The sequence below is a fragment of the Denitrobaculum tricleocarpae genome, assembly GCF_007004665.1.
Lineage (GTDB): Bacteria > Pseudomonadota > Alphaproteobacteria > Kiloniellales > Kiloniellaceae > Denitrobaculum > Denitrobaculum tricleocarpae.
Genome location: NZ_ML660059.1, coordinates 301,438 through 326,125 on the forward strand (window position 1 = coordinate 301,438; position 24,688 = coordinate 326,125).

22 protein-coding genes are annotated in these 24,688 nt (G+C 60.9%); 10 read left to right on the forward strand and 12 right to left on the reverse strand.

Annotated features, from left to right (window positions below):
* Window positions 1-24: 24 nt before the first annotated feature.
* From FKG95_RS22045 to FKG95_RS22055, 3 genes are all read left to right on the forward strand, one after another.
* Window positions 25-1,857: a class I SAM-dependent methyltransferase gene (locus FKG95_RS22045; protein WP_142898577.1), complete on the forward strand. Its 1,833-nt coding sequence runs from the start codon at window positions 25-27 to the stop codon at window positions 1,855-1,857.
* 145 nt (window positions 1,858-2,002) lie between these two features.
* On the forward strand, window positions 2,003-3,151 hold the full coding sequence (locus FKG95_RS22050; RefSeq protein ID WP_142898578.1) for a mechanosensitive ion channel family protein: 1,149 nt from the start codon (window positions 2,003-2,005) through the stop codon (window positions 3,149-3,151).
* A gap of 453 nt (window positions 3,152-3,604) precedes the next feature.
* Entirely contained in the window at window positions 3,605-3,910 is a 306-nt protein-coding gene (locus tag FKG95_RS22055; protein ID WP_142898579.1) for a hypothetical protein, read from the forward strand.
* Between the two features lie 132 nt (window positions 3,911-4,042).
* On the opposite strand, the gene FKG95_RS22060 is transcribed toward FKG95_RS22055, so the two are convergent.
* Complete coding sequence (locus FKG95_RS22060; RefSeq protein ID WP_142898580.1) at window positions 4,043-4,636, reverse strand: DNA-3-methyladenine glycosylase I; 594 nt, start codon at window positions 4,634-4,636, stop codon at window positions 4,043-4,045.
* A gap of 347 nt (window positions 4,637-4,983) precedes the next feature.
* On the opposite strand from FKG95_RS22060, the gene FKG95_RS22065 reads away from it, so the two are divergent.
* Window positions 4,984-5,388 carry a hypothetical protein gene (locus FKG95_RS22065; RefSeq protein WP_142898581.1) on the forward strand — a complete coding sequence of 135 codons (405 nt, stop codon included), beginning with the start codon at window positions 4,984-4,986 and terminating at the stop codon, window positions 5,386-5,388.
* Window positions 5,389-5,401: 13 nt separating this feature from the next.
* On the opposite strand, the gene FKG95_RS22070 is transcribed toward FKG95_RS22065, so the two are convergent.
* The 3 genes from FKG95_RS22070 to FKG95_RS22080 all read right to left on the reverse strand — a co-directional run bounded on the left by FKG95_RS22070 (window position 5,402) and on the right by FKG95_RS22080 (window position 9,180).
* Window positions 5,402-6,616, reverse strand: coding sequence for a putative bifunctional diguanylate cyclase/phosphodiesterase (locus FKG95_RS22070; RefSeq protein WP_179954226.1), 1,215 nt, complete (start codon window positions 6,614-6,616; stop codon window positions 5,402-5,404).
* A 448-nt stretch (window positions 6,617-7,064) separates the two neighbouring features.
* Entirely contained in the window at window positions 7,065-8,576 is a 1,512-nt protein-coding gene (gene rfaE1, locus FKG95_RS22075; RefSeq protein ID WP_218940318.1) for a D-glycero-beta-D-manno-heptose-7-phosphate kinase, read from the reverse strand.
* Complete coding sequence (locus FKG95_RS22080) at window positions 8,569-9,180, reverse strand: D-sedoheptulose 7-phosphate isomerase (protein ID WP_142898583.1); 612 nt, start codon at window positions 9,178-9,180, stop codon at window positions 8,569-8,571. The genes rfaE1 and FKG95_RS22080 overlap by 8 nt, the downstream gene beginning before the upstream one ends.
* A 450-nt stretch (window positions 9,181-9,630) precedes the next feature.
* On the opposite strand from FKG95_RS22080, the gene FKG95_RS22085 reads away from it, so the two are divergent.
* Window positions 9,631-10,920, forward strand: a complete 1,290-nt coding sequence (locus tag FKG95_RS22085) for an EAL domain-containing protein (protein WP_142898584.1) — start codon at window positions 9,631-9,633, stop codon at window positions 10,918-10,920.
* 36 nt (window positions 10,921-10,956) lie between these two features.
* Here the strand turns inward: FKG95_RS22085 and FKG95_RS22090 are convergent, their stop codons facing one another.
* From FKG95_RS22090 to cobT, 3 genes are all read right to left on the reverse strand, one after another.
* Window positions 10,957-11,547: an ActR/PrrA/RegA family redox response regulator transcription factor gene (locus tag FKG95_RS22090; RefSeq protein WP_142898585.1), complete on the reverse strand. Its 591-nt coding sequence runs from the start codon at window positions 11,545-11,547 to the stop codon at window positions 10,957-10,959.
* A complete protein-coding gene (locus tag FKG95_RS22095; RefSeq protein WP_142898586.1) occupies window positions 11,544-12,986 on the reverse strand; it encodes an ActS/PrrB/RegB family redox-sensitive histidine kinase in 1,443 nt (480 codons plus the stop codon). The genes FKG95_RS22090 and FKG95_RS22095 overlap by 4 nt, the downstream gene beginning before the upstream one ends.
* A gap of 70 nt (window positions 12,987-13,056) precedes the next feature.
* Entirely contained in the window at window positions 13,057-14,082 is a 1,026-nt protein-coding gene (cobT, locus tag FKG95_RS22100; protein ID WP_142898587.1) for a nicotinate-nucleotide--dimethylbenzimidazole phosphoribosyltransferase, read from the reverse strand.
* Between the two features lie 149 nt (window positions 14,083-14,231).
* Here cobT and cobS point away from each other — a divergent pair, with 149 nt between their 5' ends.
* Both cobS and FKG95_RS22110 read left to right on the forward strand, forming a co-directional pair.
* Window positions 14,232-15,029 (forward strand): adenosylcobinamide-GDP ribazoletransferase, encoded by a 798-nt coding sequence (gene cobS / locus FKG95_RS22105; RefSeq protein WP_142898588.1) that lies wholly within the window; start codon window positions 14,232-14,234, stop codon window positions 15,027-15,029.
* Window positions 15,030-15,039: 10 nt separating this feature from the next.
* Window positions 15,040-15,693 carry a histidine phosphatase family protein gene (locus FKG95_RS22110; protein WP_142898589.1) on the forward strand — a complete coding sequence of 218 codons (654 nt, stop codon included), beginning with the start codon at window positions 15,040-15,042 and terminating at the stop codon, window positions 15,691-15,693.
* A 135-nt stretch (window positions 15,694-15,828) separates the two neighbouring features.
* Here FKG95_RS22110 and betC read toward each other — a convergent pair whose 3' ends face one another.
* Complete coding sequence (betC, locus tag FKG95_RS22115) at window positions 15,829-17,355, reverse strand: choline-sulfatase (protein ID WP_142898590.1); 1,527 nt, start codon at window positions 17,353-17,355, stop codon at window positions 15,829-15,831.
* A gap of 159 nt (window positions 17,356-17,514) precedes the next feature.
* On the opposite strand from betC, the gene FKG95_RS22120 reads away from it, so the two are divergent.
* Both FKG95_RS22120 and FKG95_RS22125 read left to right on the forward strand, forming a co-directional pair.
* Window positions 17,515-18,495, forward strand: a complete 981-nt coding sequence (locus FKG95_RS22120; protein WP_179954227.1) for a LysR family transcriptional regulator — start codon at window positions 17,515-17,517, stop codon at window positions 18,493-18,495.
* Between the two features lie 272 nt (window positions 18,496-18,767).
* Entirely contained in the window at window positions 18,768-19,628 is an 861-nt protein-coding gene (locus tag FKG95_RS22125; RefSeq protein ID WP_142898592.1) for a lipid-binding SYLF domain-containing protein, read from the forward strand.
* Window positions 19,629-19,654: 26 nt separating this feature from the next.
* On the opposite strand, the gene FKG95_RS22130 is transcribed toward FKG95_RS22125, so the two are convergent.
* Window positions 19,655-20,677: a cobalamin biosynthesis protein gene (locus tag FKG95_RS22130; protein ID WP_142898593.1), complete on the reverse strand. Its 1,023-nt coding sequence runs from the start codon at window positions 20,675-20,677 to the stop codon at window positions 19,655-19,657.
* Window positions 20,678-21,030: 353 nt separating this feature from the next.
* Between FKG95_RS22130 and FKG95_RS22135 the strand changes: the two genes are divergently transcribed.
* Window positions 21,031-21,663, forward strand: a complete 633-nt coding sequence (locus FKG95_RS22135; RefSeq protein ID WP_142898594.1) for an SCO family protein — start codon at window positions 21,031-21,033, stop codon at window positions 21,661-21,663.
* 44 nt (window positions 21,664-21,707) lie between these two features.
* Here the strand turns inward: FKG95_RS22135 and FKG95_RS22140 are convergent, their stop codons facing one another.
* From FKG95_RS22140 to FKG95_RS22150, 3 genes are read right to left on the reverse strand one after another with little or no spacing between them, the layout of a single operon-like run.
* A complete protein-coding gene (locus FKG95_RS22140) occupies window positions 21,708-22,778 on the reverse strand; it encodes an ABC transporter ATP-binding protein (RefSeq protein ID WP_142898595.1) in 1,071 nt (356 codons plus the stop codon).
* Window positions 22,779-22,781: 3 nt separating this feature from the next.
* Entirely contained in the window at window positions 22,782-23,636 is an 855-nt protein-coding gene (locus FKG95_RS22145; RefSeq protein WP_142898596.1) for an ABC transporter permease subunit, read from the reverse strand.
* A 20-nt stretch (window positions 23,637-23,656) separates the two neighbouring features.
* On the reverse strand, window positions 23,657-24,535 hold the full coding sequence (locus FKG95_RS22150) for an ABC transporter permease subunit (RefSeq protein WP_142898597.1): 879 nt from the start codon (window positions 24,533-24,535) through the stop codon (window positions 23,657-23,659).
* Between the last annotated feature and the right edge of the window lie 153 nt (window positions 24,536-24,688).

Consider the following 24,688-nt stretch of genomic DNA (forward strand, 5'->3'; position numbering starts at 1 on the left):
AACTCGGAGGGGGACCTCAAAGGTATGGCCAATCGCCAGGACCGCCGGACAGTCACAAAGTCCCATATGGACAAGGGCGCACAGGCCTTGCGCCGCGGCGACCCCAGGGAGGCCGCCGTCTGGTTCGGAAAGGCCGTTGTCAGCGAACCCAAAAACGCCTCGGCACACCACAATCTCAGTTGCGCCCTTGCGGACTCCGGCGCTCTGGATCTGGCAATTGTGTCGTCCTGCCGGGCGCTTGAACTCAATCCCAAGCATGACAACGCCGTCAAAAGGCTGGGTTCGATCCTCAAGACGCCGGGCCTGACCCTCAATCGGCTCCCCGCCCCGAAAGGCCTACTGGTCGCATTCGGGGTCGCCGACACCGATCACACGACTCTTGGTCCCCTGGCCGCGCAGATGATCCGGCAGAATTCCGCCCTGACTCCGGCCTTTGAGCTGATGGAACAGGAGTCCGCCGATGCTGCAGCAGAGTGGCTGTGCAGCAAGGCGGGCCTGAAAGCCCTGGGCGAGCCTCTGCTCATTGCGCTGCTGACCAAGACCATCAACCGCGATCTGGTGGTCGAAAAACTGCTGACCGCCCTGCGCCGCCGTTGCCTCTTGGATCGGCCGGTGTCGGAACTGCCGCCCACGCCGCTTCAGCGCGTGCTTGCGGCTCTGGCGATCCAGGGTGCTATCAACGAATTCGTTTTCGCCACCAGCGCCGAAGAAGACCGGACGCTCGATTGCTTGCAACGGGATGTCGAGACCCAGCTGTCGGAGGGGGGACGCATCGGCGGCGAGGCCTTGCTCTATGCCCTCTACCGGCCACTCAAAGACCTCTCCGCTGCCGGCAAGCTGTTGGAGATCAACCCCAAGAAACTGCCGGAGCCTCTGCGCCGCGTGGTCGAGTTTACCCTGCGTCAGGACCAGGAGGAGGCCACGCTCAAGGCGGACTTGAAACGGCTGCGGCCCATAGATGCAGCCGGTTCGACCCACGTCGCCGCCATGTACGAAGAAAACCCCTATCCCCGCTGGCTCTCTATGGATATCCCGGTAGAGGGAAGCTGGACGCGGCAGCTGCGCGAGACCGTCGGCGAGCTTGCATCCGGCCTGGCCGACACGCCGGAGAACGTCCTCGTGGCCGGCTGCGGCACGGGCCGGCATGCCCTTTACTGCGCTTTCGGCTATGCGCCGCAAAACGAAACCCTGGCCATTGATCTGAGCACGGCATCCCTAGGCTATGCGATGCGCAAGACCAAGAGCTTCAACGCCCGGAAACTCTCGTTCCTGCAAGCCGATATCCTCGATCTGGACCTACTTGGGCGCGAGTTCGACATCATCGAATCCGTCGGTGTTCTGCATCACATGGCCGACCCCATGGCGGGCTGGCGGAAGCTCTGTGCACGCCTGAAACCGGGCGGCGTCATGCGCATCGGCCTTTACCGCGATCTTGGCCGTCAGGACATCCTCGCGGGCCGGGCCTACGTCCGGGACAAAAAGCTGACCGCAGATCCCGATGGCATCCGGAGATTTCGCCAGGCGCTGATCCGCGACGACGCCGAGCTGGCCGATCAAACCTGGCGGGACAGCCTGATGGCCACTCCGGACTTCTACAGCGCCAGTGAAGTCCGCGACCTTGTGTTCCACGTTCAGGAGCGCAACTACACTCTCCCCGAGATCGGAGAGTCCCTCAAGGAGCTCGGCCTGCTCTTCGGCGGGCTGGAAGGACCCCGTTCGCTGAAGACCGCCTTCCGTCAGAAGCACCCGGACCCTGGGGCCCCACAAGATCTCGAGGCCTGGTGGGCATTTGAACAGCAGCACCCGGAACTCTTCCGCCGCATGTACGAGTTCTGGTGCATCAAACCCACGGATTAGGAGCTTTCACCTTTGTCTTTGAAACGGCGATGATCCTACTTTAGGTTCGCCGCATTCTGAAAAACGCGCACGGAATATGGGCTTTCCACGAAGATCCAGCGTGAATTTCCGGCACTATGACGACGATTTGGATTGAGGGATTTCCATGCAGGAACTGACGGACTTCTGGAACACGGTGGTTCAAGTTTGGACACAGGGTTTTCTCGGGATCGATATTAGCAGGATACTCACGGCCGTTGGGATCCTGACCGTCGCCATCCTCCTGCGCGGCCTCTTTACCAAAATCGTGGTCACGCGCTTGCGGGCGCTCGTGCGGCGATCCGAAACCTCTATCGACGACCATGCCCTCGATGCGCTTGAAGGACCCCTCAGGCTGGTGCCGGTCGTGATCGGCATCTTCTTCGCCCTGGAGTCCCTGGAACTGGACGGTCTCGCCCTGACCGTCGGTGTCAACTTTGAGCGTTCGCTGATCGCCTTCGTCATCTTTTGGAGCCTGTTTCGTCTGGTCGATCCGCTCAGCTTCCTGCTGCATCGCCTCGACAAGATCGTGACCACCATCATGATCGAGTGGCTAGTGAAGGTGATCAAGGGCCTGTTCATCTTTCTGGGCGCAGCGACGATTCTCGAGATCTGGGGGATCCAGGTGGGACCGATACTGGCCGGTCTCGGGCTCTTCGGCGTCGCCGTGGCGCTTGGCGCGCAAGACATGTTCAAGAACATGATCTCCGGTATTCTGATTATCGCCGAGAAGCGCTTTGGGCGGAATGACTGGATCAAGGTGGACGGCATCGTCGAGGGAACCGTGGAATCGATCGGCTTTCGTTCCACCCGGATCCGCCGCTTCGACAAAGCACCCGTGCACGTGCCGAACTCCTTCCTCTCCGACAATGCGGTCACAAACTTCTCAAAGATGACCAACCGCCGGATCTACTGGAAGATTGGTGTCGAATACCACACGACCGCCGAGCAGCTGCGCCGGATCGTAAAGGAAATCGGGGACTACCTGAGTGATTCGCCGGAGTTTGAATCAAACCCCAGTCGCGCCACCACGCTGATCCATGTGGACAGCTTCAACGACTCCAGCATCGACATCATGCTCTATTGCTTCACCAAAACCACCAACTGGGGCGAGTGGATGGTGATCAAGGAGAACCTGGCGCTGAAGGTAAAGGAGATCGTCGAGGGCGCCGGAACCGGCTTTGCCTTCCCAACCACCACGATTCACCTCGAGGGCTTCCCGGGGAAGGATGTGAAAGCAGAGGGCTTGGGCATCGAGGATCCCCAATCGGTCTGACCAAGCACCGCCGGAGCCGATGAAAGGCTGCCGGCGTACAGCCGCAAATAATCCTGGCCCGCTCCTTAAACAGCTTTTCGTTTGTAGAAGTAAATGACAAGAATTTTCCACGCTGGAAGATTGCGGCGGGAACAAGGCAAATCATTGACAAAAGATAAACGCAACTATGTCAATTCAGACCTGATTCTCTACAGTATTCCCGTTCTATGACACAGATTCATTAAATCCATGTCCGGCCTTTAGTGTCGATGTGATAATTAGGTGTCATCAAAATTGAAGAATTGATCAAACGGAATTTCATGCCAACTATCGTTTCGTCAAAGCGCGAAGTGATGAAATGAGCGGCGCATTTCAGACCGGAGCAACCTGATAGCCGGCTTGGCTTTTAACCGGGGTTCGAGCCCAGGGGAAAGTCCGGCCAAAAAAATTGAAGCGAAACGTTGTGAGGATGATATGACCGCAGAGATTGAATGGGTAACGGGCGTTTTACGGGTTGGCCGGAGCTTTGAGGAGCACGGCGATCCCTATGACTTTTCCTGCACCATTAACCGCCGCGGCGATTGCGCAGAACTGATCGGCGGAAACGGCACGATCACGCCGCAGATCTGGCGCGACGTAAAGGAAGCACTGGTGGCACAGGGCGTGACACACGCCCAATGGGACCGCCTTAACAACACGCCACGCTCAATCGTGGCAAACAGCACCAACCAGCTCTCCATTCAACCCAGCGACATCCAACACTACACACTGAATAGCTAGAGCCGCGTCAGATAAGACGCATGGCGCTCACGTGGTGGAACTGACGGTCCTCATGATTCGGAGAGCCGCCATAAACGGCAGGCGTGTCGGTTCCACTATTCAAAAGATCAGGACTCCAGGTCTCAAAGGCTTTTAGAGGACCTGATCGTAGCGGAAGCAATCCACCGTGTGATCGTTGACCATTCCGGTCGCCTGCATGAAAGCATAGCAGATCGTTGGTCCGACAAAGCGGAAACCCTTCTTCTTCAGGGCTTTCGACAAAGCCTGCGACTCAGCCGTCTCGGCGGGAACCTCGGAGAGGTCCCGCCAGCGGTTGACGATCGGCTTGCCGTCGACGAAGGACCAGATGAATTTCGAGAAGGCACCGCCGTCAGCTTGAGCAGTCCCGTCCTCCATCATCTCCAGCCAGGCCTGCGCGTTGCCGATGGTCGCCGCGATCTTGGCGCGGTTGCGCACGATCCCCGGGTTCTCCATCAGCGCGGCGACCTTATCGGATCCGTAACCGGCAATGATCTCAGGATCGAACTTGTCGAAGGCTTCACGATAGCCCTCGCGTTTCCTCAACACGGTGATCCAGGACAATCCGGCCTGCGCTCCCTCCAGGATCAGCATCTCGAACAGCATGCGGTCGTCATAGACCGGAACACCCCATTCCTGGTCATGGTAGTCGATGTAAAGCTGTTCCGCGCCGACCCAGCCGCAGCGACTTTGCTGACCGTCACTCATTTTGTTCTCTTTTTGTTTTGTTTTTGTGCTTTTCCCACACTATACCGCTCGCCTCGCGGACACCACCGATTTCCGGATTACGGTCCCAGGGCCTGTTGAGGTTCGCGGAAAGCCGCGGCCGGGCAACCACACCTTCTGCTAGAATAGCCGCGACGCAGACACCCTATCTGATCGAGCGCTTTTGAAACACATGGCGGCGCTTGAAGCCGCCCAGGCCACCGCCTTCGCCGGTCACGCGAAAGGTCAGGCGCAGCTATCTGAGCGCGAGATCTTTACGATTTTGAAACCTTATGGCGGCTACCTTGTCGGTAAGTGGAAATTCCATGCATCGGGCCAGGGAGGCAAGTGTGCAAGCATCGACGGCAGCTCAAGCGGTAAACACGGCGCGCGACTACAAGCGTAAAGCTGATTCAAGCCCGAACAACGATAACGCCGAGTTCTTCCTTTCGCACTACTTCCGACGCATCGATCCCAAAGTCGCGGACTCCTTCACCGACGAGCAGCGCGCGGCCATCAAAACCATGTTTTCAAACCGGGACGTCGCAACGCACCACAGCCTGGAAGTCCGCCGCACACTCTCCTTCGGGCGCAAGCGCTTCTATCTGATCTTCCTGCTTGGGCGGGAACGCCGGGCTTACGAACGGAACGGTCGCTCCAGAAGCATTTCCCAGCGGCTCAATCTCTTCTTTTACCTTGCTGTCACGACCGCCTGGCTGGTGCCTGGCTTCCTTCTGGCAAAAGCGATTGGCTGAAACCCCCGAAGCATCAATGTGATGCGTTCCTTGCGATCAGTGTCGCAAGCTCTGCAGCGGGCAGGGCAGGGCTGAAATAATAGCCCTGATAGCTGTCGCACCCCAGAGCACGCAGCGTGTCGTATTGTTCGGCGCGCTCGACGCCCTCCGCCAGGACCGTCAAGCCCAGCCCCTGGCCCATCTCCACGATCGCCCTGAGACCTTCCATGCGGTTATGCGCCGCGCCGAGACCGGAGACGAAAGACCGGTCGATTTTGACCTTCTCGACAGGAAGCCGGCGCAGCAGTGACAGCGTCGCGTAGCCGGTACCCAAGTCGTCGAGTGCCAGACTCACGCCAAGATCGAGGATCGGCTTCAGGCGTTGGGATACCTCGTCCGGATCACTTGGATCGGATGTCTCGGTCAACTCGATTTCGATCTGGCCGGGGCTGACGCCGGAGTCCGTGATGATCTCGACGATCCGCTCGACCTGCGACTCATGCTGCACCTGGGCCAGGGAGAGATTGACCGCGCAGCGGACCGGCGGCAGGCCCTGATTGGCCCAGTCGGCCGCCTGCGCGCAGGCTGTCTCAAGCACCCATTCGCCGATGCGCGTGATGGTTCCGCTCGCTTCCGCTGCGGGAATGATGCTGCCCGGAAGCTCGAGGTTTCCACTCTCTCCGGCGAGCCGGACAAGCGCCTCAACACCGATCACCCGTCCGGTGGAAACTTCGATCTGCGGCTGGTAATGCAGCCGGAGCTGTCCCTTTTTCAGCGCCAGTTCCAGGTCTTCGAGCTCCATGAGGGGATGATTGGCCGTCGCACCGGCCTCGGCTGCCACGATCCCGAACGCTGCTTCATCGGCTTGGGCGAGACGGGTGGAGTCCGGGTCCTTCGCGCCGGGACGGCCCGCCTTCTTCGCGGCCCTGGCTGCGGCACTCAGCAAGCCATCCGGGTCTTGTGCCGTATCGGGATATACAGCGACACCGGCGCCCGAAAAACGATGGCTTTCATCCAGGGCCGCAACGATTTGCGCGGCAAAAGCCAGCGCGTCGTCAGCCTCGAAACAGTCTTCGGCGATGGCCGCGACAGCGCTGTAGTCGACACAGCACGCCGCACGCAGATTAGCAAAGCGGGTCGCCAGATCCGTCGCAATCCTCTGCATCTCCTGCGCTGAATTGCCGTCGGCGGCAAAATAAAACACCGCGAGACCGGACTCTCCGCGCTGTGCCGCCTGAAGCGAAGCCACAAGGTGATCGTGGAACAACAGACTGCCGGGCAAAGGCCGCCGCGGTCGCTTACGCCGCTCAGTCATGTGATGGAGATGAGCAAATCAGACACCCCGAGGGACCTCGTGGTGCGGTCATGAAATGACCGGTCGCGGACTAACAAAGGAATTCCACTTCAACGCCGTTAATGATGATCTGCAATGCTAGAGACGGACTCGAAACCCCACCGACGAACTCTACCAAGCAGCGTAATATCTTTAGACTACCATACTTTCCCGAAAAAAACGCTTTGCGTATACAGCAAGAGTCCACTCATCTCTCGCGAAAGCAACGAGAAAATGAATCAGTCTCTATTTCATCAAGTTAGAGACCAATTCACTCTCTCCATACTCGCACACAAAGTTTATTTCTCCCGCCTGAGAAGATCTGTTTCTGTTGCGGAACGTTCATCCAGAGCGAGATTTGGCTTTACCGCTTGTCTGCGAGCCGGTTCAGGGTCGCTGTCGTCGAATGCCCGGCTTCGAGTTGCGCCAAAACCAGTTGTCCGCCGTAAGCCTGCACTTCCTTTGCGCCCACCACCTCATCAGCCGCATAATCAGCACCCTTGACCAATACGTCCGGGCGCAGAGCCTCAATCAGCTCAAGAGGCGTATCCTCGCCAAAAACCACGACACGATCGACGTCCTCCAGCGACGCCAGCACCACAGCGCGCGCCGTCTCCGCCTGGACCGGCCGCGTGGGCCCCTTCAGGCGGGCAACAGATGCATCGCTGTTCAATCCGACGACAAGGCGGTCACAGGCAGCCCGGGCCTGGCGCAGCAATGAGATATGGCCCGGATGCAGCAGATCGAAGCAGCCGTTGGTAAAACCGACCTTGAAACCGGCCTGGCGCCAGCGCGCGACCTGATCGAGCAGGAGATCATGATCGACGAACTTGGCCTCTGCCTGGGAGAGCCGAGAGGCGTGGATTTCCTGGCGGATCTCCAGGGCTTCCGCGACCGCCGTCCCGGTCTTGCCGACCACAATACCCGCCGCAATGTTGGCCAGGCCGGCCGCATCCTTGAGTTCGATCCCCGCGGCAAGGGCGGCACCCAGCAGCGCTACGACCGTATCGCCGGCCCCCGAGACATCGAAAACCTCGCGCGCCCGCGCAGGCAGATGGGTCACATCGCCATCGGCCAGGACCAGGGACATCCCTTCTTCGCTTCGGGTCGCCAGCACGCCACCGAGGCCGGCGATTTCCGTCAGGCTGCGGCAGGCCGCGACAATTTGAGCATCCCCCTGCAGGCTCTGCCCCCCCTGCACGCCGTCACCTAAGGCTTGCGCGAGTTCCCGCCGGTTTGGGGTGACCAGCGCGGCACCGCGGTAGCAGCCGTAGTCCACAGCCTTGGGATCTACGATGACCGGACAGTCCAGGGCGTTGGCCCGGGCAATCAGCCGCGCAATCAGATCAGCCGGTAAAACCCCCTTTCCGTAGTCGGAGAGGATCAGTGCGCCTACGTCTTTAAGGGCCTCTTCAGCTTCGGCGAGGAGTTTCTCCTTGGTGGCCTGCGCCATTTCAAACGAGGTTTCCCGATCGGCGCGCAGAAGCTGCTGGCCGGTGGCGATGTAGCGCTCCTTGATCGTTGTCGTGCGCGCTTCGTCGGCGAGAAGATGGATCCACCCCGGGTCCGCACTTTCGCGCTCGACCAGTTGCCGCACCTCCTGTCCCGCGGCGTCCTGACCCACGACCGCGAAGAAGAGCGTTTTCGCCCCGACAGCGGAGAGGTTGCGCAGGACATTACCGGCGCCGCCCAGCATCGTCACCTCGCGCTCCAGCCGCAGAACCGGGATCGGCGCTTCCGGCGATACCCGGTCAACCGCACCATAGAGAAAGCGGTCGAGCATAACGTCGCCGACGACCATGACCGCCGCGCCGTCCAGCCGGTCGACAAGGGCGAGCAGGTCCGCCGGCGCGGTCTGTGTCATCTCCTCAGCCATGGCCCTGCACCAGACCGAGAGACTTCTCAAGCGCGCCGCAGAGCATCTGGCCAAGCATGATGTGCATCTCCTGGATGCGGGCGGTGGTTCTGGAAGGTACGATCAGCAGCGGGTCGGCAAGCCCGGCGAGCTGACCGCCATCTCCGCCTGACAAAGCGGCGGCAATCAGCCCCTGGTCCCGTGCGGCTTCCAGGCCCCGGATGACATTGCGGCTGCGGCCGGAGGTCGAGATGCCGACGGCCACATCGCCCGGCCGGCCCAGGGCGGCGACCTGCCGGGCGAAAAGCTCCTCGAAACCCATGTCATTGCCGATGGCAGTCAGGGCCGAGGTATCCGTGGTCAGGGCAATCGCGGCAATCGGCGCGCGGTCCGTGACATAGCGCACCGTCAATTCGGTCGCGATGTGCTGCGCATCCGAAGCCGAACCGCCGTTCCCGAAGAAAAGAATTTTGCCGCCGCCCTCGATTGCCTTGATCGAAGCCTCCAGCAGCTGCTGGAAGGGCGCCATCAGCGCCCGTTCCGTCGCGGCCGCGACGTCTTTATGTTCCGCGAATTCCGCCGCGTAAAAATCCGGCAGATCCAAGTTCTCTCCCACCAACGACATAGGGGTTCCTGTTTCTTGAATGCGATGCCCCGGAAGCCCCGTCCCGGGTACAACAAACTGAGTCTGCGCGCACTTTAGGTCATGGCCTCGTAAACTGCGATGCTCTTGAGGCCCTGCCGGGCATTTTTTTGACCGTAACAAAGCGGCGCGGGATCTGCGTGATGCGCAAGAACCGGCTGCATTCGATCTGCGGCCACGACCCAACCCTCTCAGGTGGTGTGAGGACTGCGGGCCGGGAAAAGGGCCCGTCCCCAAGCGGCAGCCCGCAGCCTGCAGAAAAGCCGGAACACCCGTGTCTGGACCAAAATACAACAACTTCTCAACCACCCGCCATAAGAGCAAATTCCGGATTTCAGTCCGGGATGGTTAACTCTTTCTCAAGAGCCCGCCCCCTAGACTGTCAGCCAGCGAAACTCAGGACGAGCTCGTTCAAGAGAGGCGAACCACTTGATGCCATCTGATGAAACCGGCCTGCTTCCCAAGCAAGAGGCCTTTTTTCACGATTATGTCCAGCGTCTACAGCGGAATCCGTCAGGACGCCGGGCTTTGCATGCGCGTCTCTCTTTGCTGCATCCCAACAATCGGCGAGAGCACCATCTGCGGGTCGCTCAAAACACTCTGGATCAGGTTCTGAGGCTTGGTGACGGCGCGCTGTTCAGGCTGGCGAACAATGACCTCGTGATCATCTGCAGCGCACAGCAGGCCGAACGGCTGGATGATGCCGTCCGGCGCCTGGCATTTCTGTTCAACAACGATCCGGTTTTGAACGGGGCCGGCAAACTCGATCTCTTCAGCGAGGACAGTTTTTGCAGGCTTTATCTGCTCGACCAGGATTACGAAGAGTTTGCCGCGCTTGCCCGAAGCCTCTCCGATAGCCGGAGAGCCCGCACCACCGGGCTTTCGGGACGGTCAACTCCGCCATCGTCCCGGATGATGCCCCTGCAGCCCAGCCAGCTGGGCGACATTGCAGCCGCGATCGCACAGGCCGATCTCTCCAGCATGATGCAGCGGCAATCGACCTTTCTCATGGAACCCGGCGAGCGGCCCGAACCGGTTTTCCGCGAGATTTATTTTTCCATGGATCACCTGCAGCAGGTTTTGATTCCGGGACACGATATCCTGGCCAACCGCTGGCTCTTTCAGGACTTTACCCGCCATCTCGATCGCCGGATGATCTCCTTTCTGGTGCATAACGACGACGAGAGCCTGCGGCAGTCCTACAGCCTCAACCTCAACATCTCGACCCTGCTGTCGCCGGACTTTCTGGCCCTGGACGAAACCCTGAGCGAGCAGGTCCGGCGCAGCATCGTGATCGAATTTCAGTTGATCGACGTCTTTGCCGATGTCGCCAGCTTTCTCTTCGCCCGCGATTTCCTGCGCGACCGCGGCTACAACATCTGCCTGGACGGCACGACCCAGCTCTCGCTTCCCTTCGTCGACCGCAAGAAGCTGGGCTTCGATATGGTCAAGCTCCTATGGGACGAGGATTTCAACCGGCATCTGCAATCGCCCCGTGGCCAGGACCTGAAAGGCGCCATAGAGGAGATCGGTCCGGAACGGGTGATCCTCAGCCATTGCGGGTCGGAAGAGGCCCTCGACACCGGCCAGAATCTGGGTCTGAGTCTCTACCAGGGTTTCCATGTCGACCGCCTCTGCGACTCCCTGCGTACGGCAGGCGAATCGGCCAGCATCCTGAGCAATGCCATGGCGCGGCACCGCGCCTCCGAGCGGGGCGAGTAAGCCCTCCGGGCAACCCGCCGAGAGGACTCCACTTCGTTAGTTTCTTGGCGCGTACTTCGCCAGAATGCGCTGCAGAGTCCGGCGGTGCATGCGCAGCCGCCGCGCAGTCTCGGAGACATTGCGGTCGCACTGCTCGTAAACCCGCTGAATATGCTCCCAGCGCACCCGGTCGGCACTCATGGGCAGATCCGGAGGCGGCGGCAGCGCCTCTCCGCTCTCCAGCAGCGCCGCTTCCACCTGATCCGCGTCGGCGGGTTTTGGCAAATAGTCGGTGGCGCCGACCTTCACTGCGGCCACCGCCGTCGCAATATTGCCGTATCCCGTCAGCACAATGATGCGCGCATCCTCACGGACATCCCGCAAGGCCTGCACGACCTCGAGACCGCTGCCGTCCTTCAAACGCAGATCCACCACGGCGTAGGCGGGCTGCAGGTCGCGCGCGAACAGCGCACCCTGCTCCACCGAATTTGCCAGGGTAACTTCGAAGCCACGGCGCTCCATGGCACGGCCCAGGCGCTCGCAAAAACGCTCGTCATCATCGACAATCAATAAAGGGCGTGGGCCTTCAGCAACCTCTTGCCCGCTCTCACCCAGCTCACCGTTATTTTGATTTTCGGTTTCGCTCATATCGTTCCTTTCGCCGGAAACTCGGTCTCCATGGCTTCCCGGGGCCAGACAATCTCTACCTCGGCACCGCCCCACTGCCCGTTATCAAAACTCACCGTCGCCCCGGTCCTGCCCAAGAGGGTCTTGGCGATAAAGACTCCAAGGCCCATGTGCCCGCCCTGTCTTCCGGCCGGCACGTTCTTGGCCCGACCCGCCGTCGCGGCAGGCCGGGATCTCCCGAATGACTTCTGCCTCACTTCACCGCCACGGCCCGTTTCGCCGGTCAGTATTTCTTTCGCCAGAGGTTCCTTCGCATAGAGATAGGGCTGGCCAAGACGTCCCATAATTGCCGGATCGAATCCGGGTCCGTCATCGATAATCACGACCGACACCGTCTCTTCGTTCCAGTCCAGGCGTGCCTCGACCCGCTTCTCCGCAAACTGCATAGCATTCTGTATCAGCAATCCCAAGCCATGCAGGATCTCCGGGCTGCGGAAAACAATCGGCTGGGTGCCTTCCTCGTCAAAGAGGCATGTCATTGCGATATCGAATTCGACACCGTCCCGTTCATATGGCGCGGCAGACGCCTCGACCAAGACCTCCAGCGGCAAACGGTTAAAGAAATCGTCATCTTCCTCTTCGGACCAGGCCGCCAGGTCGGCCAGAATCTCGCCGCAGCGGTTACTTTCGCTTAAAAGCAGTTCCACGTCTTCGCGCCCCGGGCTGTCCTCGGGCAGGTCGCGGTTCAACTCGCGCGCGACCACCGCAATGGTGGCGAGAGGACTGCCCAGTTCATGCGCCGCCGCGGCCGCCAGACCGCCCAGAGCCGAGAGACGCTGCTCGCGCGCCAGGGCCATCTGGGTCGCGGTCAGGGCGTCGGACATATCCCGCGACTCCGCCGCGATGCTGGAGACATAGGCTGCGATAAAGAGCGCCGCCACCACCAATGCCGCCCAGGCTCCACCGACATAGAGTGGCGGCAGGGCAAAACCCACCGCCGTCCAGGGCAGCGGGTAGTGCCAGAAGGCCAGGGTCGAGACGGCGGCAACCGCCAGGATCGAGAGCAGCAGGGTGCTGCGCCGCGAGAGGTTGGAGGCGGAAACCGTAACAGGCGCGAGGATCAGGATTGCAAAGGGGTTGCTCAAACCGCCGGTCAGACCCAGGAGAACCGCGAGCTGCAAGAGATCAAAGCCGAGAGTGAGGGCCGCGTCGCGGTCGCTCAGCCAGGGATCCGCCCGGCGGGTCGCGGATTGGACGACATTCAACAGCCCGGAGGCGGCCACGACCAGCAGAGCGGCCAGCACCGGCAGCTCGAAATCGAACCCGAAGTAGATGATCGCGAGCGCACCCAGTTGCCCGACCAGGGCGATCCAGCGGATCACCACCAGTGTCCGCAGCCGGACCTTGCCGCTTTGCCCGCTCTCGATAGAGGGAAAGATTGAAGTTAACAGCCTGCTCATGGCGACATATGACGGTTTGCGCCCCCTGAAGACAAGCCCCGAGAGACAAGTCTCGAGCGTGAGAACCTCTTCAGGCCGGACCGCTGACCCCGGCCTCTGCGAAGGTCGCCATCCCCGTATGACAGGCACAGGCGGCCTTCAGGACCAGGATCGCCATCGCCGCCCCGGAGCCTTCACCCAGCCGCATGCCGAAGTCAACCAACGGGGTCTGGCCGATGGTCTCCAGCAGCCTCTGATGCCCGGGCTCGACCGAAAGGTGCGCAACCATGCAGTGGTCAAGCGCCCGCGGATCGATGGCGTAGAGAACGGCGGCGGCCGCCGTGCAGGCAAAACCGTCCAACAAAACCGGTGTGCGGGACATGCGCGCGGCCAGAACCGCGCCGGCAATGGCCGAGAGTTCAAGCCCGCCGACACAGCGAAGAATTTCGAGCGGATCGGTCATGACCGCGCGATGCCGCTCCATCGCCTGATCGATCAGCTCGATCTTCCGGGCCAGGGTCGGATCGTCGATACCGGTGCCGCGCCCCGCCCAGTCGGCGGCGGTGCCGCCGAAGAGCGCGGTGCAGAGGGCGGCTGCGGAGGTGGTGTTGCCGATCCCCATCTCGCCCAGAGCCAGGACATCGATGTTATCCTCGACCGCCATCATCCCGTAGGCCATGGCCCGGACGCAGTCCTCCTCGGTCATGGCAGGCGTTTCGCTGAAGTCCGCGGTCGGCTCCTCCAGCGCCATTTCGTAGACCCGCAGGTCGGCATCACTGAGTGCGCAGAGCTGATTGACCGCCGCGCCTCCATTGATGAAGTTCGCCACCATCTGCTTGGTGACTTCCGCCGGATAGGCCGAGACACCGCGCGCGGCGATACCATGATTGGCAGCGAAGACCGCCGTATAGGGCCGGTCGACCACCGCGGGATGACGGCCTTGCCAGGTCGCCAGCCACGCCGCGATCTCCTCGAGCCGCCCGAGAGAGCCCGCGGGCTTGGTCAGCTGAGCCTGCCGGGCCGTCGCATCTGCTCCCGCCGAGATATCGGGCCCGGGAACTTCCTGCATCAGGGCACGGATCTCGTCGAAGCTGGCCAGAACCTTGTTGTCGCTCATGGGGCACTCCTTACGATTAACTGGTCTCCCCGGCTTATAGACTCTATGCCCCTCGAAGCAACCGTCTTATAACGGCGTCCTTAAACCTGCATCGAGGGCTTCCACGGCGTGAAGCGGAGCAGGGGCACTAAACTGGTGACCAGGGCAGGATGAGTAAAGACGATCGTGAAGAATTGCCCTCAAGGGGTCACCTCTGGTCAGATCTGAAATTCTGTCTGGTGTTCATGACCCGGCTTCCACTGCGTCTTGATGACAGGACCCGGAACCGGAGCCTTGCCGAGGCCTGCGCGGTTTTACCCCTCGTTGGTGTGGTCGTAGGCCTCTGGAGTGCCGCCGTGCTTTGGCTGACGCTGGCCGCCGGATTGCCATACCTGGCCGCGGCTGCAACAGCCGTTGCCGCCTCCATTCTGCTCACAGGCGCGCTGCACGAGGACGGTCTGGCCGACGTCGCCGATGGTTTTGGCGGCGGTCTCGAAAAAGCCCGAAAGCTTGAAATCATGCGTGACAGCCGCATCGGCAGCTACGGCGTAATCGCCATCGGACTGTCGCTCATTTTGCGCGTCACCCTGATCGCGGAGATCGTGGGCCGTTTCGAGAGCTTTTGGGGAATCACCGGCGCGCTGATCGCCGTCCATGTCATCGGACGGGGATTACTGCCCGCCGTCATGGCCGCTCTGCCGCTGGCACGCGGCGACGGCCTGGCCGCAGCCGCCGAGCGGCCCAGCGGCAGCCGCGCAGGCGCTGCATCGGCCCTTAGCCTGCTGGCCGCGGCCTTTTGCCTTGGCCTCACACCCGGAATTGTCGCTTTCGTTGCCGGCGGGATCGCCGTTATCATTATGGCTTGGCTTGCGCGCCGGCAGATCGGTGGCTATACGGGCGATGTCCTTGGCGCGTCGGAACAGGTGGCGGAGATCGCCACTCTTGCGGCCATTACTGCAATGCTATGAGTGAAAATATATGAGTACGACAACACGCTGGTGGTGGGTTCGGCATGCGCCGGTCACCGAAAACAACGGCAAGATCTACGGCCAGGACGATCTGAATTGCGATGTCTCAGACGCCGAGACCTTCATGCGGCTGGGCAGCCTGATGCCGCGCGACGCGGTCTGGGTGACCAGCAACCTGAAACGCACGCACCAGACCGCGGCCGCCATCGTCGAGAAGATCGACGATCATCAGGTCCCGGACCCGCTGATTGAGCACGACTTCGCCGAACAGCACTTCGGCGAATGGCAGGGCATGACCAACGTGGAACTGGCCGCGCAAAAAGCGGGGGACTGGCATCGCTTCTGGCTGGCCCCGGCCTCCGAAGCCCCCCCGGGCGGGGAGAGCTTCGTCAACCTCTTCGAACGGACCAGCCGGGCTGTCCAGCGGCTATCGAAAGCACACGCAGGCCGGGATATCGTCGCCGTCACCCACGGCGGCACGATCCGCGCCGCCATCGCCCTGGCGCTAGGCCTGGATCCGGAACGCGCCCTGAGCTTTTCAGTCGACAACTGCGCGCTGACCCGCCTGGATCACATCACCGGAACCGCCGGCACCCACGCACCTCATGAAGATGTGGTCTGGCGCATCGGCCACATCAATCTGGTGCCTAAGGGGTTGTTGTAGAGGTTAGATCCAAAGCCATGTCGGCTTTGGATAGCCGGCACCAGCCCACACCCCCTCCCGGCCACCCACATGATAATACCGATGGGTGGCCGGGAGGGGGTGTGGGCTGGTGCCGGTTTCGACGCAAGTCGAAACCTAATCAAATTCCTGCTTCGGATAGCGCGCCTGTGCTTCCAGAACGTTCAGGTCCATATGGTTGCGCATAAAGCGTTCCGAGGCCTTTTGCACCGGCTGAAAGTCCCAGGGCGCGTAGTCCCCTTTGCGCAGTGAATTATAGACCGTGAGGCGGCGCGCTTGACTTTGGCGGACGTCTTCCCGGAAAGCGGCGATGTTCCAACGCGCGTGCAGCTGTTCGGTAAAGGCCGCGAGCGTTTGCGCTTGAGCGGGATCGCCTGCCAGGTTTTTCAGCTCCAGCGGATCTGACTCCATGTCGAAGAGCTGCGGCGGATCCACTTCACAGTAATTGAACTTCCACTTGCCCTGGCGGATCATGACCATGGGATCGATCGAGGCCTCGGCAGCGTATTCCGCGTAGACCGGCGGATTGCGCTCGTCATCGCCGCGCGCGAGACCCAGAAGGCTCCGCCCGTCACCGGCGACCGAAGCGTCCGGTGTGATGCCCGCCAGATCGACCAGGGTGGCCAGCACGTCGAGCGTCGAGGTCGGCTCGGTTACGTTGCGCGGCGCGAAGCGTCCGGGCGCGGAGAGAAACATCGGAACCCTGTTTGCCCCCTCGAAAAAGCTCATCTTGAACCAGAGACCGCGCTCGCCGAGCATATCGCCGTGATCCGCGCAAAAGAGCACCACGGTATCTTCCGCCAGGTCGCAGGCCTCGAGCGCGCCCATGAGCTCGCCGATTTTTTCGTCCAGATAACTCACATTGGCGAAGTAGGCACGGCGGGAATCCAGAACGTTCTGTTCGGTGATCCTGAAATTCTCGTAGTCATTGGCGCGCAGAATCCGCTGGCTGTGAGGATCCTGTTCTGCATAGGGGATCGGCGTCACGGACAGCGGCGGCAGGTTTTCCTCCGGATAAAGCTCCCAGTATTTGCGGCGGGTGACGTAGGGATCATGGGGATGCGTGAAGCTGACCGTCAGGCAAAAGGGCTGGCTGCGGTCGCTGCGCGCATATTGATGCAGGCGCAGCTTGGCGTGGTAGGCCACCTCGTCGTCGAATTCCAATTGGTTGGAGGTTTCCGCGACCCCGGCCCCGGTCACCGATCCCATGTTGTGGTACCACCAGTCGATCCGCTGCTCCGGCTTGCTCCAGTCCGGCGTCCAGCCGAAGTCGGCGGGATATATGTCAGTAGTCAGGCGTTCTTCGAAGCCGTGCAGTTGGTCGGCACCGACAAAATGCATCTTGCCGGACAGCGCCGTCTTGTATCCCGCCCGCCGCAGGTGGTGCGCGAAGGTCGGCAGGCTGGACGGCATCTCAGCCGCATTGTCGTAGACGCCGGTGCGCGACGGCAAAAGCCCTGTCATGAAGGACGCGCGCGAGGGCGAGCAAAGCGGGCTGGGGCAGTAGCTGCGCGTGAAATTCACCGCGCCCGCCGAGAGCTTCCGCAGGTTGGGAACCTCCAGAAACCCGGCCGGACCCTCCGGAAAGAAGCAACCACTTAGCTGGTCGACCATGAGGATCAAGATGTTCGGCTGACGGCTCATCGCGATTTTCCTTCAGGTCAAGGGAGGCTCCGCGCGCCCGGCTAAGCTGCGGCATGACTCCCATATCTATAATTTTTTTGATGTCTTGAAGATTGCTCTTTGTTCACATCACTGTAAATATGGCGATCTGTAATGCTTAAGGGCGATTTTTTTTATATTATGCTTCACGCACACATCGCCGAGCTGCACGCCTTTCACGCCGCCGCGAATTGCGAGAGCTTCACCCGCGCGGCGCAGCAGCTCAAACTGACGCAGCCCGCGCTCAGCCAGAAGATCAAGCGTCTGGAAGAGCTATTGGGCACACCCCTCTTCATCCGCAAGTACCGGGGTGTGGCCCTGACCGATGCAGGCCAGCAGTTGCATGAAGCTTCCCGTGGTTCCTTCGCGCAGATCGAAGCGAATTTCCAGCGGGTTCTCGAAGGCCAGGCCCGCAAACGCGTGCGCATCTCCAGCGACTTTGCCTTCGCGTCCCATTGGCTGATGTCCCGCCTGCCGCAACTTCGGCAGGACCTGGAGGATCTGGACCTCCAACTCCTGACATCGCAGGAACCCCAGAGAATCGACGGGGTCGTGGCAGACCTCTCAATTGCGCTGGTCGAACGCCCTCAAGCTTCGGCCAACCGCAAGATTCTTTTCAACGAGCGGGTCGTTGCGGTCTGCAGCCCCGCGTTTGCGGCCCGCTACGGCCCCTTCGAAACGCCGCGGCAGTTGCTGGCGGCACCTCTGCTGACCCTGTCATCGCCCGTCAACGCCGCCTGGCACACCTGGCGCAGCTGGTTTGCCGAGGCCGGGGTCGAGGACACGCTGGAGAGTGCCAGCGAGACCCGCCTGAACAACTACACGCTGGTGCTGCAGGGCGCGGTCGAGGGGCAGGGCATCGCCCTCGGCTGGCTGGGCCTGGTCGACAGCTTTCTGGAAAAGGGCCAGTTGATCATGGCCTGTGACCGGATTGTCTCGAGCGAGCGCGCTTACATGATGGAATGCGCCCGCGACGCCCCGGTTCACGTGCGCGATACCTTCGATTGGATTGCCGCTCAAGGTGCGGGCATGGCCGATCTCGCAGCACCGGTTACAGCGGCACCGGTTACAGCGACACCGGTTACAGCGGCACCGGCTAGCACGGCACCGGTGCACAGATAGAACACAGAAGCCGTCCTTGAAGTGCAGGCGGCCTCTCCCAACCTTTAGGCTCACCCGAACTGCGCCCAACTTCCGGAGTCACCAGGTGACAGGAGGGGTGCAAAAGGCGTGTCGCACAGCGCATGTTTCACCGGATGGTAGGACGCCGGGGGATGGAAATCGCCGTTCCAGCAGACTCCCCCTCATGCTAGACTCTGTCGCAGACACAAGTATCGGCGCGGTTGAGCAGGTAATTGCTTCGCTGCTCGACCACAAGGACTGGAGAAAAAACGATGACGGCTCTTACGCTTTCCAATCTGCAGGCAAGCAGCCTGTTCAAAAGCCTTTACCGGCGAATCCTTGCGGTCGCGGCTCTCATCGGGATTGCGCTGGGAACGACCACCGGCTCCGCGGTTCAGGCCGCGAGCTCGGGAGAGGAACTGGTTGCGAAATCCCGCTTCACCATCGAGCGCCTGCTGTCGGATCCCGAGTTCTTCAACCTCAAGCGCTACATCGAACAGTCGCGGGGCGTGCTGATCATCCCCGAACTGGTCAAAGGCGGTTTCATTGTCGGCGGCGAGGGCGGATCCGGAGTGCTGATGGTCAAGGGCAGCGACGGCACCTGGAGCTCACCGGCTTTTTACACCCTGGCCGCGGGCAGCATCGGACTGCAGATCGGCGGCCAGGTCTCCGAGGTCGTCTTTACGCTCATGAACGACGGCGCGGTCAATTCCATGCTGGGCGATGAGTTCAAGCTGGGCGCGGATGCCAGCGTCGCCGTCGGCCCGATCGGCGCGGGCCTTGAAGCCTCCACCACGACAAACCTGAACCAGGACATCTACGCCTTCTCGAAGTCCGTCGGCCTTTTCGGCGGCGGTGCGCTCGAAGGTGCGAAGATCTTTGAACGTGTGGAATGGAACGAAGGCTATTACGGCAAGGGCGCAACCCCGAAGGCGATCGTCTTCGAACGCCGCTTCAGCAATCCGGACGCGGACAGGCTGCGCGCAGCCCTTGCGAGCACTGCGGCACCCGCCGCACAGACCGCGCCCGCGCCTCAAACTCAAAACGCGCCCGCCACCCAAGCGGCCCCCACTCCCCTGACGACACCGGCCCAGCCCGCCCAGCCGGCCATTCAGGCTGAGCCTCTTCAGTAAGCAAAACGACCCTGGCTACGGGCGGCTTAGGTTTTATAAACCGCCCGCAGCCAGACCAGCGCCGCCACCAGTCCGGCATTGATCAGGCAGCCCACCGCGAAGACGGCAACCGCGCGCTCGATATGACTGCGCTCCAATTGCACGGGATAGTGCTCCGACGGGGCCTGAACGTCAGAAGATGACAGCCCTAGGATGCCCCCCATGGTCGCGGCCACATTGCCGCGGCTGGCCCAGGCCCGCTGCAAGGCGCTGCCCGGGTGACAGCCTGGAATGAAGACCGCCGCCGCGATCAGAACCGCATCCGCAAGAAGCAGGGGTAAAAAGGCCAGCGCGCGGTCCAGGCGCTGGGCTGTCAGAGCAAAATCACTCTTTCCGGCGACTTGCAACTCCTGCCTCCTGCCCTGCGCAGCGGAGCCTAGTTGAAGCTGCCGAACGGAAAGGTAAGCCGCCGCGGTCCGGATCGTCTGCTGCAGGAACACTCCGGGCAGCCCCAGCAGCGCAAACCAGAAGACCGGTGCGATCACCTGGAGGCTGAAAGCACGGGCCAGACCGTCCAGCGTGGCCGCGACGACACCCCGTGCGTCCAGTTGGGAGAGCCTATCCGAGGCCACCCGTCCGATGGTGAGAGGTCTGAGCGCCTCCTGCGCCGCGATCAGACTGCCGCCGGCGAGCGCGGAGGACACCGCCCCGGCCTGCACGCAGGGTGCGCGCTGTCCGACAATCAAGGCCAGCAGCAGCACTTCAAAGAGCCAGGCGAAGGGATAGCGGATCAGGAACCACTCCAGCATCGATCCGGCGATATATGCCGCCAGCGCTAGGCCCAACGCCAAGACGGCACCGCGCAGCAGAAGATCCAAACCACCCCGGTCCGCCCGGTTCAGGCGGCGGTCCAGCTCGACGACGAGTTTGGAGATAGGCCGCCGCGGCTGCAGGTACCAGCGCTCCATGATCCAGGGGCCGCCCAGATAGGCCTCGAGCGCCAGGGCCGCCAAGAGCAGAAAAAGTGGATCAGCGGCACCGTAGGTACCCGGAGTCGAGGAGAAATTCATGGCGCGATCCTGCGGTCTGGAACGCAAACCGTCAATTGCCCGGATCTCCAATCACCCGAACCACCGATTGAAGGCATCAGCGTCCCTTATCCAGCGCAGACGGAAACCAGCCTATCTGGGGAAATGTGGAGGACATACTGCGGCATTGCGGCACATTTTCAGTTGAAGAACATTGCTTTAGGACGCACATAAAGCAAAAGCTGTCTGTGGTTCAGAACGCTGCACCCGCCTGTGGTCGGCGTTGTGTCTCACAGATGCGTGTCTTGAGTCCGAAATCAGGCTCAGTGTAGATAAGTGAAAAGCCGGAAACTTCCGGCGCCCCCGTAACGGCCGGACCAGGAAAGGGCCCTGACATGCCGCAAAGCTCCATTGCCCGCGCGATCCTCATATTCGGTGTCGGCCTCGTCCTGATGCTGGGCGCTGCGGCGGTCTGGATGACCATGAAGCCCGCGACGCAAACCAGCTCGGTGACATCCAGCGGCGAAGCGCTGATCGGCGGTCCCTTTGAACTGGTCGACCAGTTCGGCGAAGCGCGCAATGACGCCGACTTCCTGGGCGACTACATGCTGATCTATTTCGGCTACACCTATTGCCCCGATGTCTGTCCGACCTCGCTGGGCATCATGACCCAGGCGATCGATCAGCTCGAGACGAAGGACGCTGAGCGGGCCGCGCGGATCAAACCGGTCTTCATTACGGTCGATCCGGAACGCGACGACGTGGAGACCATGAAGGTCTACGCAGAGCACTTTCACCCCAACATGGTCGCCATGACCGGCAGCACGGATCAGGTCGCGAGCGCCGCGCGGGCCTACCGCGTTTACTACGCGAAGGTCGACGACGACGGCTCCTCGGACTACCTCATGGACCATTCGTCGATTTTCTACCTGATGGGACCGGACGGGAAGTACGTGAAGCACTTCACCCACAACGACGACTCGACCACGATCGCCACCGCCCTGGCGGAACTGGTGGAGACGAAGTAAGCCGCAAAAAGCACCGCTCCCGGCCGGTTTTTCCGATAAGGGATTTAAACCAGCCGCTCGCCGCTGTCCGTGCGGAATACCATGGCGCGGTCAACCTCGAAGTTCAGCTTGATTCGCTCACCCGGCGTCAGCTGCAACGCCTCACCGGCACGTACGCAGAGTTCTTCAGGTTCGGCTGAGTCAAAGCCGGAGACGGCCCCGTAGATCAAGCTGTCGGCCCCAAGCTGCTCAACCAGATCAACCGAAATTTCAATCCCGCCGTCGGGATGCTGGGCGATATGCTCCGGACGAATACCCAGCATCAGGGGCACGCCCTCCGGCAGGCCTTCAAAGCCGGATATTGCTGTCGTGCCGACCTGCAACTGCCCGGTTTCGAAGCGGGCGGGCAGGAGATTGATGTGCGGGGAGCCGATGAAGGAAGCCACGAAGAGCGTTTTCGGGTCACTGTAGAGATCCATCGGTGATCCCATCTGCTCGACCTTGCCTTCGTTGATCACCGCCAGACGGTCGGCCAGGGTCATGGCCTCGGTCTGATCGTGAGTGACGTAGATCGAGGTCACGCCCAATTCCCGTTGAAGCCGCTTGATCTCGATACGCATCTGCACCCTGAGTTTGGCATCCAGGTTACTGAGCGGCTCGTCGAACAGAAAGAGCTTCGGACTGCGCACAATGGCGCGCCCCATGGCCACACGTTGCCGCTGCCCGCCCGAAAGCTGCGCAGGCTTGCGCTCGAGATAATCCTCGATCCGCAGCATCTTCGCCGTTTCACGGACTTTCGCCTCGATTTCGCTCTTGGCCATGCCCCGGTTCGACAGGCCGTAAGCCATGTTGCGGAAGACCGTCATATGGGGATAGAGCGCGTAGTTCTGAAATACCATGGCGACATCCCGGTCGGCGGGAGAGGTCTCGTTGATGCGCAGATCATCGATCTTCATTTCGCCTTCGGTGATCGTCTCCAAACCGGCAACCATACGCAGCAGCGTAGACTTCCCACAGCCGCTGGGACCGACGAAAACAATCAGTTCGCCGTCCGAGATTTCCATATCGACGCCACGAACCGCATGGGCCCCATTGTCGTAGCGTTTGTTGATACCTGAGAGAGTCAGAGTAGACATCGTTTATTTCTCGCTTTCCACCAGGCCTTTAACGAACCAGCTTTGAAACACCAACACCACGAGCACCGGCGGCAGCACCGCCAGGATGGTCAGAGCGAAGGCCTTTTGGAACTGGGGCAGTTCGCCCCCTTCGGACAGCACTTGATAGATCTGCTTGATGCCGATTACGATGGTGTAGCTGTTTTCTTCCGTGGTCATCATCAGCGGCCAGAGATACTGGTTCCAGCCGACCACGAACATGATGATCATGATCGCCGCGACCATGGTCTTGGAGAGCGGCACAAGCACGTCGATCAGGAATCGCATCGGCCCGGCATTGTCCAGGCGCGCGGCTTCCAGCAGCTCTTCCGGGACCGATTTGAAGTACTGCCGGAAGAAGAATGTACCGGTCGCCGAGGCAATCAGAGGCAGGATCAAGCCGGTGTGGGTATTGAGCAGGCCAAGACCGGCGACGACCTCGTAGGACGGCACGATCCGTACTTCCAGCGGCAGGAGCAAAGTCAGGAAAATGATCCAGAAGAGCGGCGTGGCCAGACGGAAGCGGAAGTAGACGATGGCATAGGCCGCGGTCATGGAGATCACGACCTTGCCGATGGAAAATCCGAGCCCCAGGATCATGGAGTTCCCCAGCATCTCAAGGGCTGTGACCTTCTTCATCACCCCGCCTTCGATGAAGAGAACTTCGGTGTAGGTCTCAAAAAAATGTCCGCCGAACCAGTACTGAAGCCCCTCCCGAAAGATCGTGTCCGCGGAATGGGTCGAGGACATGAAAGCGACCCAAACCGGCGCTGACATAAAGATCGTGCCCAGGATCAGAATTCCGTGGGTCGAAAGATTGCGCCAAAAGGAATTTTTCATAATCCGAAGCTCCCCCGCGCCTAATAGTGAACTTTTCGCTCGATAAAGCGAAACTGGAATACGGTCAGTGCCAGGACCATCAGCATGAGAATAACCGACTGCGCGGAACTGCCGCCCAAATCCGCCCCGAGGAAACCATCGGTATAGACTTTATAGACCAGCGTATTGGTCGCGCCGCCGGGCGCGCCGCGGGTCGTGGTGTCGATAATGCCGAAGGTCTCGAAGAAGGCATAGGTGATGTTGATCACCATCAGGAAGAAAGTGGTCGGTGCCAGCAACGGGAAAGTGATGGTCCAGAAGCGCTTGGTCGGCGAGCGGCAATCCAGGGTCGCGGCTTCCATGACACCCTTTGGAATGCCCTGCAGCCCGGAGAGGAAGAAGATGAAATTCACGCTGACCTGTTTCCAGACCGAAATCAGGATCACGACGAAACCGGCGTCAAAGGCATCGAGCTTTTGGTTGAAGTCCCAGCCCATGGCATTCATCGCCGCGTAAAGATCGCCGATAAAGGGATTGAACATCAGGTTGCCCATCAGGCCGGCCACGGGCGGCGCAACGGCATAAGCCCACATCAGCATGGTCTTGTAGCTGCTGGAGCCATGCAGAACCTCGTTCGCCTTGACCGCCAGCAGAAGCGCGATCGCGAGCGAGAAGAAGGTGACAAGCGTGGAGAAGATCACTGTAAAGCCAGCCGACTGCAGCCAGGCATAATTCAGGATCGTGTCTTCGTAATTCCGGAACCAGACAAACTGCGAGGAGATGCCGAAAGCGTCCTCAAGCAGGAAGGACTGGTAAATTGCCTGCCCGGCGGGCCAGAGGAAGAAGACCGCGATGATCGCAATCTGAGGTGCAATGAAGAAATATGGCACCGTGCTGCGTTCGAACTGCACCCTTTTCATGGAAAAATCCTACCGGAGAAGCAGACAGGCAAACAGGCGGCAGGCTGAAGCCCGCCGCCCGCACACACCTAGTGTGGTGGAACTGCAATTCGTATCACTTATGATCATCGCTTCTGCGGTTCTCTGAAGGGCGTCACCGACGCTTGCCGATGC

What these genes read in the sequence shown, in the direction of transcription:
- FKG95_RS22045 (WP_142898577.1), top strand. Translation starts at nt 25, where the DNA reads ATGGCCAATCGCCAGGACCGCCGGACAGTCACAAAGTCCCATATGGAC.
- FKG95_RS22050 (WP_142898578.1), top strand. Translation starts at nt 2,003, where the DNA reads ATGCAGGAACTGACGGACTTCTGGAACACGGTGGTTCAAGTTTGGACA.
- FKG95_RS22055 (WP_142898579.1), top strand. Translation starts at nt 3,605, where the DNA reads ATGACCGCAGAGATTGAATGGGTAACGGGCGTTTTACGGGTTGGCCGG.
- FKG95_RS22060 (WP_142898580.1), bottom strand. Translation starts at nt 4,636, where the DNA reads ATGAGTGACGGTCAGCAAAGTCGCTGCGGCTGGGTCGGCGCGGAACAG.
- rfaE1 (WP_218940318.1), bottom strand. Translation starts at nt 8,576, where the DNA reads ATGGCTGAGGAGATGACACAGACCGCGCCGGCGGACCTGCTCGCCCTT.
- FKG95_RS22080 (WP_142898583.1), bottom strand. Translation starts at nt 9,180, where the DNA reads ATGTCGTTGGTGGGAGAGAACTTGGATCTGCCGGATTTTTACGCGGCG.
- FKG95_RS22085 (WP_142898584.1), top strand. Translation starts at nt 9,631, where the DNA reads ATGCCATCTGATGAAACCGGCCTGCTTCCCAAGCAAGAGGCCTTTTTT.
- FKG95_RS22090 (WP_142898585.1), bottom strand. Translation starts at nt 11,547, where the DNA reads ATGAGCGAAACCGAAAATCAAAATAACGGTGAGCTGGGTGAGAGCGGG.
- FKG95_RS22095 (WP_142898586.1), bottom strand. Translation starts at nt 12,986, where the DNA reads ATGAGCAGGCTGTTAACTTCAATCTTTCCCTCTATCGAGAGCGGGCAA.
- cobT (WP_142898587.1), bottom strand. Translation starts at nt 14,082, where the DNA reads ATGAGCGACAACAAGGTTCTGGCCAGCTTCGACGAGATCCGTGCCCTG.
- cobS (WP_142898588.1), top strand. Translation starts at nt 14,232, where the DNA reads ATGAGTAAAGACGATCGTGAAGAATTGCCCTCAAGGGGTCACCTCTGG.
- FKG95_RS22110 (WP_142898589.1), top strand. Translation starts at nt 15,040, where the DNA reads ATGAGTACGACAACACGCTGGTGGTGGGTTCGGCATGCGCCGGTCACC.
- betC (WP_142898590.1), bottom strand. Translation starts at nt 17,355, where the DNA reads ATGAGCCGTCAGCCGAACATCTTGATCCTCATGGTCGACCAGCTAAGT.
- FKG95_RS22120 (WP_179954227.1), top strand. Translation starts at nt 17,515, where the DNA reads ATGCTTCACGCACACATCGCCGAGCTGCACGCCTTTCACGCCGCCGCG.
- FKG95_RS22125 (WP_142898592.1), top strand. Translation starts at nt 18,768, where the DNA reads ATGACGGCTCTTACGCTTTCCAATCTGCAGGCAAGCAGCCTGTTCAAA.
- FKG95_RS22130 (WP_142898593.1), bottom strand. Translation starts at nt 20,677, where the DNA reads ATGAATTTCTCCTCGACTCCGGGTACCTACGGTGCCGCTGATCCACTT.
- FKG95_RS22135 (WP_142898594.1), top strand. Translation starts at nt 21,031, where the DNA reads ATGCCGCAAAGCTCCATTGCCCGCGCGATCCTCATATTCGGTGTCGGC.
- FKG95_RS22140 (WP_142898595.1), bottom strand. Translation starts at nt 22,778, where the DNA reads ATGTCTACTCTGACTCTCTCAGGTATCAACAAACGCTACGACAATGGG.
- FKG95_RS22145 (WP_142898596.1), bottom strand. Translation starts at nt 23,636, where the DNA reads ATGAAAAATTCCTTTTGGCGCAATCTTTCGACCCACGGAATTCTGATC.
- FKG95_RS22150 (WP_142898597.1), bottom strand. Translation starts at nt 24,535, where the DNA reads ATGAAAAGGGTGCAGTTCGAACGCAGCACGGTGCCATATTTCTTCATT.